Here is a 14328-nt window from a genome sequence, read left to right as displayed (position 1 = left end):
GCACAAGCACGCCGCTACCCGCACCGCCGCCACCCGGACGCCCGCGCCCGCGCCCGCGCCCCTCTCCCCCGCACCCTCCGCCTCCTTCCGCCCGGAGCCCCGCGCATGAGGGTCACCGACACGAGCGACCTGTGGTGGCGCACCGCCGTCTTCTACAACCTCGACGTGAAGACGTTCATGGACTGGGACGACGACGGCGTCGGCGACCTCGAGGGCCTCGTCCACCGGATCGACTACCTGGCCGAGCTCGGCGTCAGCTGCCTCTGGCTCGCGCCGTTCTACCGGTCCCCCGGCCGCGACAACGGCTACGACATCAGCGACTTCTACGGAGTGGACGAGCGCTTCGGGCACCACGGCGACGTCGTCGAGGTGATCCGGACCGCCCACGACCGCGGGATGCGCGTGATCGTCGACCTCGTCGTCAACCACACCTCGGACCAGCACCCCTGGTTCCAGGCCGCCCGCTCCTCCCCCGACAGCCCGTACCGCGACTACTACGTCTGGCGCGACGAGCCGCCCGCCGATCAGCCCGCGAACGTGTTCCCGGACGCGGAGGACGGCGTCTGGTTCCGTGACGAGGAGGCGGGCCAGTACTACCTGCACCACTTCTACCGGCACCAGCCCGACCTCAACACCGAGAACCCGGCCGTGCGCGACGAGATCGCGAAGCTCATCGGATTCTGGCTGCAGCTGGGCGTCGACGGCTTCCGGGTCGACGCGGTGCCGTACCTGATCGAGCCCGGCGAACGCGACGAGCACGAGTGGCTGCGCCTGCTGCGCCGCTTCGTCTCGCGGCGCTCCGGCGAGGCGATGCTGCTGGGCGAGGTCAACGTGACCCGCGAGGAGCAGCTCGGCTTCTTCGGCGGCGAGGACGCGGACGAGCTGTCGATGCAGTTCGACTTCATCGGCAACCAGCGCCTCTACCTCGCGCTGGCCCGGGAGGAGGCGGCGCCGCTCGTCGAGGCGCTCGCGAGCCGCCCCGAGATCTCCGTCGGCAGTCAGTGGGCGAACTTCGCGCGCAACCACGACGAGCTCACCCTCGACCAGCTGAGCGACGACGAGCGCGACGAGGTCTTCGCGGCGTTCGCTCCGGAGCAGTCGCAGCGGATCCACGGGCGCGGCATCGTCCGCCGCCTCCCGCCGATGGTCGACGGCGACCCGCGCCGCGTCCGCCTGGTCCACAGCCTGGTCTTCTCGCTGCCCGGGACCCCGGTGCTCTACTACGGCGAGGAGATCGGGATGGGCGAGAACGCCGACATCCCGGGCCGCAGCGCCGTGCGGACCCCGATGCAGTGGAGCAGCGCCGCCAACGGCGGTTTCTCGCGTGCCGACGCCTCCGACCTGATCGCCGCCCCTCCCGGCGGCGGCTTCGGACCCGAGCACGTGAACGCGGCCGCGCAGCTCCAGGATCCGGACTCCCTCCTGGCCCACGTGAAGGGCCTCGCCTGGCTGTACCGGCGGTCGCCGGAGATCGGCTGGGGCGAGTACACGCACCTCCCCTGCGACGAGCCGAGCGTGCTCGCGCACCGGATGTCCGCGTCGACCGGCACGACCGTCGCGGTGCACAACCTGGCGTCGAACCCGCGCACGGCGCACCTGACGCTCCCCGACACCCCCGCCGGGGCGCGGCTGGTCGACTCCCTCGGCGGCGAGTCGCTCCCGCTCGGCGAGGACGGCGCCGTGTCGGTGCCCCTCGACGGCTACGGCGCGCGCTGGTTCCGCGTGGTCACGGAGGAGTGGCGCCGGCTGGTCTGAGCGGAGCGGAGGGGCGGGGCTCTTCTCGACAGTCCAGGAGTCGTCGCAGTCGCGCACGAGTGCGACGACTCCTGCGTTCTCGCGCGAGCGAGCCGAGCGCGCGGCTCGAGAGTCCAGTAGTCGTCGCAGTCGCGCACGAGTGCGACGACTATCGGCGTTTCGAGGGGGGCGGGGCAGGAACGGAGGACGAAAGCACCCACCGCACGAAACGTTACGCACCCCAGTCCAGGGCATCGTTGACGCCGCTACCCTCCCCCGCCTACCGTGAAGCGCAACGTTTCGCCCCCGCCGCCGCACCAGGAGGATCCGCATGGCCCCCACTCCGCCGAGCCACCGCGTCCTCGCGAGCGGCAGCCGCATCCCCGCGATCGGCGCCGGGACGTTCGGCTCCGACCGCTACGACGCCGAGACCGTCGGCCTCGCGGTCGAGCACTCCCTCCGCGCCGGCTTCCGCCTCCTCGACTGCGCCACCGTCTACGGCAACGAGCCGCGCGTCGGCCGGGCGATCGCCGACTCCGGAGCCGACCGCGACGAGCTCTTCGTCATGTCGAAGATCTGGAACGACGCGCACGAGCCCGCGGCGGCCGTCGCCTCCGTCGAGCGCTCGCTCGCCGACCTGGGCCTCGACGTGCTCGACGCCGTCTTCGTGCACTGGCCCTTCCCCAACCACCACCCGCCGCACGCCGAGACCGACGCACGCGATCCGCACGCCCGCCCGTACGTCCACGAGGCGTTCCTCGAGACCTGGCGCGCGCTCGAGAGCCTGGTCGACCGGGGCCTCGTCCGGCACCTCGGCACCTCCAACGTCACGATCCCCAAGCTCGAGCGGATCCTCGCCGACGTCCGCATCGCCCCGCAGCTGAACGAGATGGAGCTGCACCCCTGCTTCCAGCAGCCGGAGCTCTTCCGCTTCTGCCTCGACCACCGCATCCAGCCGATCGGCTACTCGCCGCTGGGCTCGCCGTCGCGGCCGGAGCGCGACCGGGTGGAGGGCGACATCGTCGACATCGAGCACCCCGCGGTGCGGGCGATCGCCGACGAGCGGGGCGTGCATCCGGCCGTCGTGTGCCTCGCCTGGGCGGTGAACCGCGGCCAGATCCCGATCCCGTTCGCGGTGAAGCCGGAGCAGATCGAGGCGAACCTGGCCGCCGCCTCCCTGGTGCTCACGGCCGAGGAGCAGGAGGCGCTGCGCGGCGCCGAGCGCAACAACCGGCTGATCAAGGGCCAGGTCTTCCTCTGGCCCGGCAGCACCGGCTGGCTCGATCTGTGGGACGCCGACGGCACGATCCCGGGCTGGAGCGGCTACGGCTCGCCCCGCGCCACCCTGTGACGTGGCCACCTACAAGGATCTGCAGCGGCTGACCGGCCTCTCGCTCTCGACCATCTCGAAGCACTACAACGGGCTTTCCGTGCGCCCTGAGAACCGGGCGGCGATCGAGGCGGCGGCCGCCGAGGTCGGCTTCCGGGTCAACGGCTTCGCTCGAGGCCTGCGCTCGCGGCGCTCCCGCACGGTCGGGGTGCTGCTGCCCGCCCTCGACAACGAGTTCCACCTCTCGATCATCGCGGGCCTCGAGCGGGCCCTGCGCGAGGAGGGCATCGGCGTGCTGGTCGGTGTGAGCCGCCCCGAGCCGGGAGCCGCGGTCGACCTGCTGCTCGAGAAGATGGTCGACGGGATCGTGGCGGTGCCGTCCGCGGGCGACGTCGACGCGCTGCGCCGCGCCTCCGAGCAGGGCACCCCCGTGGTGGCCGTCGACTGGATCGACGACGCACTGGTCACCGATCGCGTCGCGCTCGACAACGCCGGCGCCGGCGCCTCCGCCGCCCGCCACCTCCTCGACCACGGCCACCGCTCGATCGCGGTGCTCGGCGGGGAGGACGGAGTGTCCTCCACCCGGGAGCGGACCGCCGGCTTCCTCGCCGCCCTGGCCGAGCGCGGCGTCCACCCCGCCGCCGACGCCGTGGTGCGCGGCCCCCTGACGGTCGAGAGCGGGGTCGCCGCCGTCGAGCGGATCCTCGCCCTGAGCCCCCGGCCGACCGCCCTGTTCGCGAGCAACCGCGAGCTGACGGCCGGCGCCCTGATCGCCCTCGGCGACTCCGGGCTGCGCGTGCCGACGGACCTCTCCGTCGTCGGCTTCGACAACGTCGAGCTGGCCCGCGTGGTCCGCCCGCACCTGACCACGATCGCCCAGCCGACGGAGGCGATCGCCGCCGAGGCCGCCGCCCTCGTCCGCCTCCGCCTCGACTCCGGGGCGGAGCAGCCCGGCCCCCAGGAGCGGAGGCTCCCCGGCCGCCTGCTCGCCGGCTCGTCCGTCGCCCACCTCCACGACCTCTAGGAGCTCCTCTTGCTGACCACGACCCTCCTCCACCCCGAGATCCTGCACGCGCTCGCCCGCGCGGGCCACGGCTCCCGCGTCCTCATCGCCGACGGCAACTACCCCGTCGGCACCACGCTCGGACCGAACTCCGCGCTGGTGCACCTGAACCTCCGGCCCGACATGCTGACCGTCGACGAGATCGTCGACGCCCTGCTCTCGGCGATCGTCGTCGAGGAGGCGACGGTCATGACCCCCGCGCCCGGCATCGACGTCCCCGCGCAGGTCTCCTTCCGCCGGTCCCTCGACGGCATCCCCTTCACCTCGCTCGAGCGGCACGCCTTCTACGCCGAGGCGCGCACCCCCGACGTCGCGCTCACCATCGCCTCGGGCGACCGCCGCATCTACGCGAACCTCATCCTCACGATCGGCGTGCGCCCGGCCGACGCGTCCTGAGCGAGGGGGCGGGCGGGGCGTCGTCCCGCCCGACCCCGCTCCCTGAGAGTCCACGAGGCGTTCTCACGGCCGGCATCCCTACTCTGGTCGGCGTGGATCTCGACACCCTCCTCAACATCGGCCTCGTCGTGCTGTTCGTCCTCCTCGGAGGCGTCTTCGCGGGCACCGAGATGGCCATCGTCAGCCTCCGCGAGAGCCAGGTACGCGCGATCGAGGCCGGCAGCGAGCGCGGCCGGCGCATCGCCGAGCTCGTCCGCAACCCCAACACGTTCCTCTCCGCGGTCCAGATCGGCGTCACGCTCGCCGGCTTCTTCTCCTCGGCGTACGGCGCCTCGACCATCGCGCCCGACCTCGTGCCGCCGCTGCAGTCGCTCGGCCTCTCGGCCTCCGCCGCCTCCACCGTCGCCCTGATCCTGATGACCCTCGTCATCGCGTACCTCTCCCTGGTGCTGGGCGAGCTGGTCCCCAAGCGCCTGGCGATGCAGAAGTCCGTCGCGTTCACCAAGGCCCTCGCACCGCCGCTCAACGCCCTCGCGCGCCTGATGCGCCCCGTGATCTGGCTGCTGTCCGTCTCGACCGACGCCGTCGTCCGCCTCCTCGGCGCCGACCCGCGCGAGAAGGGCGAGAGCGTCTCGGCCGACGAGGTGCGCGACATGATCTCCAGCAACACCGAGATCCACGAGGACAGCCGCCGGCTGCTCACCGACATCTTCCGCGCGGACGACCGTCGCGTCGCCGAGGTGATGCGCCCGCGCCCGGACGTCGACTTCCTCCGCGGCGCGCTCAGCGTGGCCGAGGGCTACGCGGCGGTCCTCGACCAGCCGCACTCGCGCTACCCGGTGGTCGGCGACGACTTCGACGACGTGCTCGGCTTCGTCCACGTGCGCGACCTGATGTCCGCGTTCCCGGAGGCGGGCCGCGCCGGCACCGCGAGCAGCGTCGCCGACATCACCCGCCCGATCCTCGCGGTCCCCGGCACGACGAAGGTGCTCGCGGCCCTGCGCACCATGCGCCAGGACGGCCACCAGATCGCCGTCGTCATCGACGAGTACGGAGGGACCGACGGCATCATCACGCTGGAGGACCTGCTCGAGGAGCTCGTCGGCGAGATCTACGACGAGTACGACGGCGCCCGCCAGGCGGTCGACGCGAAGGCGGCCGAGCAGCTGCACGACGTCGACGGCGGGATGATCCTCGAGGACCTGGCGGAGCAGCTGGGAATCGAGCTGCCCGAGGGTCCGTACGAGACGGTCGGCGGATTCGTCCTCGACCGGATCGGCCGTGTGGCCGTCGTGGGCGACTCCGTGCTCGTCGGCGACCACCTGCTCCGCGTGGCCGAGACGGACCGCTACCGCATCTCGCGGCTGACCCTCGTGCCGCAGCCCGCGTCGGAGCCGAGCCCGCCGACGGCGCCCGCCGTCTGACGGGCGACCGGCCGCGCCTAGGGCAGAGGGCCCTCCACCCAGCGCGTGGCGGCGCGGCCGCGGGCTCCGGGCTGCGCGATCCACAGTCCGCCGGCGTGCGGATGACGCGCCCGCTCGTCCGCCGAGAGGTCGCGTGATGCGGAGGTGACGACCGCGATGTCCAGGTCCTCGCCCGCGAAGGCGATGCTGGAGGAGTGCGGGGCGTCGATCCTGATGCCCTCGCCCTCGACCGGGCTGCCGTCGGCCTCGAACACCCGAACGCCGCTCCCGCCCCAGACCGCGACCCACACGCGGCCGTCGGCGTCCACGGTCAGTCCGTCGGCGAACACGCCCTCCTCGAGCTCGACGAACGGCTCGCGCGGGCCGTGCTCGGCGTCCGCATAGGAGCGGCGGTGGATCACGCCCGACTCGGTGTCGGCCGAGTACAGCACAGAGCCGTCCGGCGAGAAGCCGAGTCCGTTCGAGAGCCGCAGGTCGTCGTCGAGCACGGTGACGGATCCGTCGTGCTCGATGCGCAGCAGGACGTCGTCGCCCGCCGACTCGCCGAGGGTCAGCGAGCCGACCAGGAGGCGCCCCTGCGGGTCGATCGTGCCGTCGTTGAAGCGGTGCCCCTCCGGCAGCAGCTCGGAGCCGCGCGTGAGGGAGCCGTCGACCTCCAGGATCGCGAGCCGCCGGGTCAGCGCGACGAGCGTCCGCCCGTCGCCCAGGGGCAGCGCGGCGCCGACCTGCTCGCCGACGTCGGTGCGCGAGATCGCTCCGATCCCCTCCGCGGTGACGGGGGCGGACAGGACCGCGCCGGCCTCGATGTCGACCCAGGTGAGGCGGGCGGTGTCCGGATCCCAGACGGGCCCCTCGCTGAGGACGTAGGTGGGGGTGCCCGCGGGCGTCGCGTCGATCATGCCTCCACGCTAGGCCGAGGAGGCGGGCGGTGTCAGGCCCCGCGGGACGGATCCGGGCTCGCGTCCACCGCGCCTCGCTCCGGATCCGGGCCGATGAGCTCCGCGCCTCGCTCCGCCTCCGGGTGGGCACAGATCCCCGGGATACACCCGCTCGGCCGTCCGTGACAAGGGGTGAATAGCCCGGCGATATGGAGCCGCCCGCGGGTCTAGTGTCGTCTCGCCGCGCTCGGGACAGCGTTCCTCCGCAACGACGCCGGGGCGACAGGAAGGCGCTCGCCATGTCGACATCCACCAGTCCGCGCGGCCCGGTCCGGAGCCTCGTGCCCGCCCGCATCGACAGGCTCCCCTGGACCCGCTTCCACTGGTCGATCGTCGTCGGCCTCGGCTTCTCGTGGGTGCTGGACGGCCTCGAGATCCAGATCGTCGCCTCCGCCGGCTTCGCGAAGGAGTTCGGGCTCTCGGCCTTCGAGGTCGGCCTGCTCGGCACGATCTACCTGTGCGGCCAGATCGCGGGCGCCCTGATCTTCGGGCGGCTGAGCGACAAGCTCGGGCGGCGCAAGCTGTTCATCCTGACGCTCGTCATCTACCTGGTCGCCAGCGGCCTGGCGGGACTCGCGCCGAACTACGTCTTCCTCGCCGTGTTCCGCTTCTTCGCGGGCATGGGGATCGGCGGCGAGTACGCGGCGATCAACTCCGCGATCGACGAGCTCATCCCCTCCAAGTACCGCGGCCGCGTCGACATCGCGATCAACGGCACCTACTGGGGCGGTGCGGCTCTGGGCTCCGCGGCCAACCTGTTCTTCCTGAACGACGCGCTCTTCGCCGAGAACGTCGGCTGGCGCCTCGGCTTCTTCCTCGGCCCGATCCTCGGACTGGCGATCATCTACCTCCGCCGCCACATCCCCGAGAGCCCGCGCTGGCTGATGACGCACGGCCGCGAGGAGGAGGCGGAGCGCACCGTCGACGAGATCGAGCGCCGAGTGGAGGCGGAGGGCGGCGTGCTCGAGCCTGTCGACGACGCGAAGGCGATCACCGTGAAGGCGACGGAGAGCATCCCGTTCCGCACCATCGCCCGGGTGCTGCTGCGGCAGTACCCGAAGCGGACGCTGGTGGGCGCGACGATGATGATCACCCAGTCGTTCCTCTACAACGCGATCTTCTTCACCTACGCGCTGGTGCTCGAGAACTTCTACGGAGTCGAGCAGAGCGCGATCTCGTACTTCTTCTTCCCGTTCGCGATCGGCAACCTCGTCGGGCCGCTGGTGCTCGGCCACCTGTTCGACGTGTGGGGCCGGCGGAAGATGATCTTCCTCACCTACGGCGTCTCGGGAGCGGTCCTGGCCGTCTCGGCGGTCCTCTTCAGCATGGACGTCCTGACCGCGACGACGCAGACGATCCTCTGGTGCGTGTCGTTCTTCTTCGCCTCCGCCGGAGCCTCGAGCGCCTACCTCACCGTGAGCGAGATCTTCCCGCTCGAGCTGCGCAGCCAGGCGATCTCGTACTTCTTCACCCTCGGCCAGATCGCCGGAGCGGTCGCCCCCGCCCTCTACGGCGCCCTGATCGGCGACGGCAGCGACCGCGGTCCTCTGACGATCGGCTACTTCGTCGGCGCCGCCGTGATGATCCTCGGCGGCGTGATCGCCCTGATCTTCGGCGTGGACGCCGAGCGCCGCAGCCTCGAGAGCATCACCGAGCCCCTGTCGACCGTGAAGTCCTGAGGGCGGATCGCCGCGAGGCCGGGAGCAGTCCCGCGACGTCTCGGAGCCGGCGTCTCGGAGCCGGAGTGGGTCCGCGTCAGTGAGCCGGGCGGTAGCCGGTCCGGTCGTCGGGGGTGATCGAGCGGAGGACGCGGGCGGGGACGCCGGCGGCGATGGTGAGCGGGGGGACGTCGCGGGTGACGACGCTGCCCGAGCCGATCACGGCCCCGTCGCCGATGGTGACGCCCTGGTTGATCGTGACGCCGCCGCCTATCCAGACGCCGTCGCCGACGACGACCGGCTTCGCGGTGCAGGCACCGGCGGCGCGCTCGGCCGGGTCGAGGGCGTGGTTCGACGTGTAGATCGAGACGCGCGGGCCGAACAGCACGTCGTCGCCGATCGTGATGGGGGCGCCGTCGAGCAGGATGCAGTCGAAGTTCGCGTAGAAGCGGTCGCCGATCGTGATGTTGAACCCGAACTCGCAGCGGAACGTCGGCTCGAGGTGCGTGTCCGCGCCCACCGAGGCGACGAGCTCGCGGAGCAGAGCCTCCCGCTCGACCGGTGGGCGTCCGAAGCTCGCGTTGTACGCGTTCGAGGCGAGGACCGCCCGCTCGCGCGCGGCGACCAGCTCGGGGGTCATGTCGTCGTACACGGCGCCGGTCAGGATGTGCGCGCGCTGGTCCTCGAGGGTCATCGTCGTCCGTTCGTCGGTGTCGACGCCCCGACGGGCGTCCGCGCCCACGCTACGGGGCCGCGCGCCGGGACACCGCTCCTCCGCCGACGCACCGCTCCTGCAGCGATGACTCGATGACGGAGCGGCGTCTCGGCGGAATCGCGCAGCAGGAGCGGCACCTCGGCGCCGCCACGCCCCGCCCCGCTGCAGGCGTCAGCCCACGTGCACGCCCGGTCGGCGGTCGCGGCGGGACTCCGCGCGGCGGAGGACCTCGCGGGTGACGGGGGCGACCTCGCCGGTGCCGGTGATGAGGAAGCGGAACATGTTCGAGATGGGGCCGCCCTCGGTCCACTCGAAGTAGACGTCCGGGATCACGCCGGTGAGGTCGCGGATCTCGAGCAGCACCGTGGCGATGGTGTTCGGGATGTTGCCGCTGGTCACCGTCAGCACGCGGAAGCCGTGGCAGACGCGGCCCTGCACGACCAGGTCCTCCTCGAAGTCGGAGGAGTCGGTGGTGTGCACCTCGAGGAAGAGCACCGGCCCGCGCATGGGCAGGTTGCTGTCGCGCTGCTCCTCCGCCAGCTTGTCCCGGTACTCGGCCTCGGAGCCGTCGTCGGGCTCGTTCGCGAGGATGCGGATCACGCCGTAGTCGTCGGCGTCCGTGGTGAGGAAGTCGATCGCGGCGGCGTCGAACACCACGGAGGTGGCGCGCAGCTGGAACGAGCGGTGCACCCGCGAGACGAGGGAGACCGCGAGGATGCCGACGATGAAGACCGCCGCGATCCGCACGCCGTCGGGCCTCTCGACCACGTTCACGACCGTCGTGTAGACGAAGACCAGCGCGATGACCGCGAAGCCCACGGCGCGCTTGCGCTGCTTCCTGCGCTTCGCCGAGAGGAACACGGCGACGGACGCGGAGGTGATCAGCACCAGCACGCCGGTCGCGTAGGCCCCGCCCTGCGCGTCGACGTCGGCGCGGAAGAGGATCGTGATGACGAAGGCGACGACGGTGAAGACCAGCACGAGCGGACGGACGGCGCCGGCCCACTGCGGAGCCATGCCGTAGCGGGGCAGGTAGCGCGGGACGATGTTGAGCAGGCCGGCCAGCGCGGAGGCGCCCGCGAACCAGAGGATGCAGATCGTCGCGATGTCGTAGACCGTGCCGAAGCCCTCGCCGAGGTACTCGTGTGCGAGGTAGGCCAGCGCGCGGCCGTTGGCCTCGCCGCCCGGCTGGAACTGCGCCTGCGGGATGAGCAGCGTGGTGACGAAGCTCGAGGTGATGAGGAACGCCGACATCGTGACGGCGGCGGTGATGAGCAGCCGCTTCGCCCCGCGGATGCGGCCGACCGGGGCGTCCTCGGTGTCGCCCGCGTCGCCGCGGATCTGCGGCATGACCGCGACCCCGGTCTCGAAGCCGGAGAGCCCGAGCGCGAGCTTGGGGAACACGATGAGGGCGATGCCGACCATGATCAGCGGATTCCCGTGCTGGGTCGTGAGCGCCGACCACCAGTCGCCGATGACGACGGGGTTCTCGGCCACGTGCCCGATCGCCACGGCGATCACGATCGCGTTGAGCAGGAGGAACACGGCCACGAGCACGACCGCGATCGAGATGGCTTCGCGGAACCCGCGGAGGAACACGATCCCCAGCAGGGCGATCAGCCCCAGCGTGAGCGGCACCTCCGCCCCGTGGAACCAGGCGGGGGCGAACGGGTTCTCGACCGCGTGCGCCGTCGCGTCGGCCGCCGAGAGGGTGATCGTGATCATGAAGTCGGTTGCCGCGAACCCCAGCAGCACGAGCACGAAGAGCTTGCCGCCCCACCAGGGCAGCAGGCGCTCGAGCATCGCGATCGACCCCTCGCCGCGGAAGCTCTCGCGGGCCACGCGGCGGTAGACGGGGAGCGCGCCGAGGAGGGTCAGCACCACCAGGACGATCGTCGCGAGCGGCGAGACCAGGCCGGCGGCGAGCGCCGCGATCGCCGGCTGGTAGCCGAGGGTGGAGAAGTAGTCGACGCCGGTGAGGCACATGACGCGCCACCAGGAGTGCGTCCTGCCGGTGGCCGCGTGGGGGCCGGGGTGGGCTCCGGAGTCGTCGCGGAGGCCCTCGAGGAGCCACGCCTTCACCCCGCCCGCGCGCGCGGAGGAGAGAGGGGAGGGTTCGAGGGCGTCGGGGTCGCCACGGACGACGGAAGAGGTCACTGGATGTTTCTACTCGCCGTGAGGAGCGCGCCCGCCCGGAATGAGCGGATCCTCACGCTTTCCTCACGGGTAATCGGCTGGGGAGGGACGTCGACGCGCGATCCCGCGTCGTGAGGGGGTCGTGAGCGTCGCGCGAGCGGACCGTGCGGATCGGCCCGGTACGCGTCCGCGTTCCGTCAGGACCTCCTCCCACCCGCCGTCGCGGGCCGACGATGGCGCTCGTGCACCTGCTCCTCCGCCTCCTCGACGCCGGTCCCCGCTGGGGCCGCCACACCGTCGGCGCGAGCCGGTACGGCGTCGTCCGGAGCGAGCTCGTGGTCTTCGCGCCCGGCACCTCCGTCGAGGAGCGGAGGCGCCTCCGCCTGCACGCGGCCGGTCCGCAGCTGGTCGTGGCCGTGACGGCCGCCGGCGCCGTCGGGACGCTCGCGCTCGACCGGCTGCCGCTCCTCCTGCTGGCCGCGCTCGCCCTGCCGACCGCGTCGCTCCTGCTCCTCTCAGCCCGCTCGACCCGCCGCCTCCGCCGGGCCTGCGCCCGCCGGCTCGTGATCGCGGACGTCGACTCCCCCGCCGTCGCCGAGCAGGCGGCGATCGCGGCCGCGCTGCGGCGGGCCGACCGGCTGCTCGACGCCGGCGTCCTCACTCCGCTCGAGCACGAGGAGGTGTGGGCCTGCGCCCACGACCGGGTCGCGGGCCGCGTGGCTGACCGCCGCTCCCAGCCCCGGGCGGGAGGATCGGGGACGTCCGCCACCGATGGGAGCCCCTCATGACCACACCGCGCCGCGCACTGATCCTCGTCGACGTGCAGCAGGAGTACTTCAGCGGTCCGCTCGAGATCCAGTACCCGCCGCACGCGCAGTCGCTGCCGAGGATCGCCGCCGCCCTCGACTCCGCCGCCGCCGCGGGCCTCCCGATCGCCGTCGTCCAGCACAGCGCGGGCGAGGGAGCGCCGATCTTCGACCCGTCGGGTCCGTCCTTCGCGCTGCACCCGGAGATCGAGAAGCGCCGCTCGGATTCGTGGAAGAACGTCACGAAGCGGTTCGGCACGGTCTTCGCGGGGACCGACCTGCTCGACTGGCTCCGCGAGCACGACGTCGACACGATCACCCTCGTCGGCTACATGACCAACAACTGCATCCTCGCCTCGGCCGCCGAGGCGGAGACGCACGGGCTCCGCGCCGAGGTCCTCTCGGACGCGACGGGCGCGATCGCGATCGCGAACGACGCCGGCTCCATCGACGCGCACTCCCTGCACACCACGCTGATGGCGCTGCTCAACTCGAACTTCGCCGCCGTCGCCCCGACCACCGTCTGGATCTCGGCGCTGAAGGGCGAGTACACGCTCCCGATGAGCAGCCTGCCCGAGTCGGCGACGGCGGGCGCCGCTCGCTGACGGGCACTCCTCCGGACGGATCGGCCGGCTCTACTCTCGGTGCATGGCCCTTCTGCACCGTGCGACGATCACCCCCGGGAAGCTCGAGATCGTGGAGGCATGGGCGCCGACGCAGCCCTGGTGCGAGGGCGGCGGATTCACGCAGCTCGGCGCCTACCGGTTCGACGACCCCGATGGCGAGGTGGGAGTGGAGACGCTGATCGTCCAGTCGACCGGGCAGCCGCCGCTCCAAGTGCCGCTGACCTACCGCGGCTCGCCTCTCGCCGGCGGTGACGCGCATCTCCTCGCGACCGTCGAGCACACCGTCCTCGGTCGTCGCTGGGTCTACGACGGTGCCGGCGACCCCGTCGCGATCGCCGCCTTCGCCACGGCGATCCGCACCGGCGCCCGGGAGGTCGAGCAGCATTTCGAGGAGGACGGGCAGCGCATCGTCCGCCCGCCGACCGCGACGGTGCAGGGCAGCGGATCAGGCGCCGGAGCGTCCGGGCCGCCGTCGACGGTGCTCGTCCGCAGCGACGCACGGACCACCACGACCTCGGCCGACGGTCTGACTCTCGTCCTCGCACGGGTCCTCGCGCCGCCGTTCCTCGAGGGCGAGGAGCGGCTGACCGGCAGGTGGAGCGAGGCGCTCCCCGTCACCCTCGCCGTCCTGGCCTGAACCGGCTCCGGTGGTCCGCCGCCCTCCGTCGCCCGGGTCGTGGGCGACGGACGGCGGCGCGCTCCGGGAGGACCTGCTCAGTGGCCGCGCAGTGCCGCGACGGTCCGAGTGGGACTAGTCGTTCAGGTGCGCGATGGCGTAGTCGGCCTCGTCGCTCGTGAACTGCTCCCCGTACTCGCTGGTCAGCTGGTCGCGGATGGCCTCCGGCGCCATCGCCATCTGGGCCTGGTAGTCCTTGGCCTTCGCCAGCGCGTTGGCGTTCCAGTCGGCGGAGACGGTGTCCACCGCGTACTGCGCGGCCTCGGGCGAGAACTGCTCCCCGTACTCGGAGGTGAGCTGGCCGTACAGGCCCGCCTTGCTCATGTGGAGCATCTCGGAGTAGCTCTGCGCCTTGATGAGTGCCGAGGCGAACTCGGGCGAGACCTGCGCAGCAGCCGCCGTCTCGACAGGCGCCGGGGCAGGGGCGACCGTCTCGACGGGTGCGGGCTCCGCCGTCTCGACGACCTCCGCCTCCTCCGTGGCCGGCACGACGGGAGCGGTCGTGGGCTCGGACGACTCGACGATCACGGCCGCCGGGCGGTCGCTCGAGGCGGAGTTCACGGCGGCTCCGAAGCCGATCGTCGTCAGGAGCGAGGCGAGGACGGCCAGACCGCCGAGGACGACGCCGGTGATCGACATCGCCTTCGACTGACCGCGGCGGAGGGCGAGGATGCCCAGGACGACGGCGGCGATCCCGACGAGTGCTCCGAAGACCGGCACGAGGCCGACGAGGAACGCGACGATGCCGACGACGAGTGCGGCGATGGCGAGGCCGGTCGGGCCGGTCTTCGGAGCACTCGTCGGGATCGCCGCCGTCGTCCTGGGC

13 protein-coding genes are annotated in these 14328 nt (G+C 72.3%); 9 read left to right on the top strand and 4 right to left on the bottom strand.

The genetic code is table 11. The features are described from left to right. The first annotated feature begins 105 nt into the window (after positions 1–105). From C5D66_RS16360 to C5D66_RS16340, 5 genes are all read left to right on the top strand, one after another. Positions 106–1755, top strand: coding sequence for an alpha-amylase family protein (locus C5D66_RS16360; protein ID WP_104274468.1), 1650 nt, complete (start codon positions 106–108; stop codon positions 1753–1755). Between the two features lie 310 nt (positions 1756–2065). Then, positions 2066–3085: an aldo/keto reductase gene (locus C5D66_RS16355; protein ID WP_104256670.1), complete on the top strand. Its 1020-nt coding sequence runs from the start codon at positions 2066–2068 to the stop codon at positions 3083–3085. Position 3086: 1 nt separating this feature from the next. Next, the gene (locus C5D66_RS16350; RefSeq protein WP_181028798.1) at positions 3087–4088 is read left to right on the top strand and encodes a LacI family DNA-binding transcriptional regulator; all 1002 of its coding nucleotides are present in this window, start codon (positions 3087–3089) and stop codon (positions 4086–4088) included. 9 nt (positions 4089–4097) lie between these two features. Next, positions 4098–4523: an RbsD/FucU family protein gene (locus tag C5D66_RS16345; RefSeq protein ID WP_104256668.1), complete on the top strand. Its 426-nt coding sequence runs from the start codon at positions 4098–4100 to the stop codon at positions 4521–4523. 92 nt (positions 4524–4615) lie between these two features. Continuing rightward, positions 4616–5947, top strand: a complete 1332-nt coding sequence (locus tag C5D66_RS16340) for a hemolysin family protein (protein ID WP_104233863.1) — start codon at positions 4616–4618, stop codon at positions 5945–5947. 17 nt (positions 5948–5964) lie between these two features. On the opposite strand, the gene C5D66_RS16335 is transcribed toward C5D66_RS16340, so the two are convergent. After that, positions 5965–6846, bottom strand: a complete 882-nt coding sequence (locus tag C5D66_RS16335; protein WP_104239634.1) for an SMP-30/gluconolactonase/LRE family protein — start codon at positions 6844–6846, stop codon at positions 5965–5967. Between the two features lie 278 nt (positions 6847–7124). Between C5D66_RS16335 and C5D66_RS16330 the strand changes: the two genes are divergently transcribed. Beyond that, a complete protein-coding gene (locus C5D66_RS16330; RefSeq protein WP_104225083.1) occupies positions 7125–8564 on the top strand; it encodes an MFS transporter in 1440 nt (479 codons plus the stop codon). Between the two features lie 76 nt (positions 8565–8640). Here C5D66_RS16330 and C5D66_RS16325 read toward each other — a convergent pair whose 3' ends face one another. Both C5D66_RS16325 and C5D66_RS16320 read right to left on the bottom strand, forming a co-directional pair. Next, positions 8641–9237, bottom strand: a complete 597-nt coding sequence (locus C5D66_RS16325) for a sugar O-acetyltransferase (protein ID WP_104256672.1) — start codon at positions 9235–9237, stop codon at positions 8641–8643. A gap of 192 nt (positions 9238–9429) precedes the next feature. Beyond that, entirely contained in the window at positions 9430–11415 is a 1986-nt protein-coding gene (locus C5D66_RS16320) for an amino acid permease (RefSeq protein ID WP_374952929.1), read from the bottom strand. 221 nt (positions 11416–11636) lie between these two features. Here C5D66_RS16320 and C5D66_RS16315 point away from each other — a divergent pair, with 221 nt between their 5' ends. Genes C5D66_RS16315 through C5D66_RS16305 form a run of 3 tightly spaced genes read left to right on the top strand, consistent with a single transcriptional unit; the run spans position 11637 to position 13463 of the window. Further along, positions 11637–12182, top strand: coding sequence for a DUF6611 family protein (locus C5D66_RS16315; protein ID WP_146078891.1), 546 nt, complete (start codon positions 11637–11639; stop codon positions 12180–12182). Then, a complete protein-coding gene (locus tag C5D66_RS16310; RefSeq protein WP_104256665.1) occupies positions 12179–12805 on the top strand; it encodes an isochorismatase family protein in 627 nt (208 codons plus the stop codon). The genes C5D66_RS16315 and C5D66_RS16310 overlap by 4 nt, the downstream gene beginning before the upstream one ends. A gap of 43 nt (positions 12806–12848) precedes the next feature. Continuing rightward, complete coding sequence (locus C5D66_RS16305) at positions 12849–13463, top strand: hypothetical protein (protein ID WP_104227321.1); 615 nt, start codon at positions 12849–12851, stop codon at positions 13461–13463. Positions 13464–13577: 114 nt separating this feature from the next. Here C5D66_RS16305 and C5D66_RS16300 read toward each other — a convergent pair. Continuing rightward, on the bottom strand, positions 13578–14328 hold a 751-nt coding region (locus C5D66_RS16300), incomplete at its 5' end, for an Ltp family lipoprotein (protein WP_308471823.1).

The organism is Rathayibacter sp. AY1B4 (assembly GCF_002932815.1).
Lineage (GTDB): Bacteria > Actinomycetota > Actinomycetes > Actinomycetales > Microbacteriaceae > Rathayibacter.
Note: the sequence above shows the minus strand (reverse complement) of the source record. Positions and strands in the feature narration are given on the sequence as shown.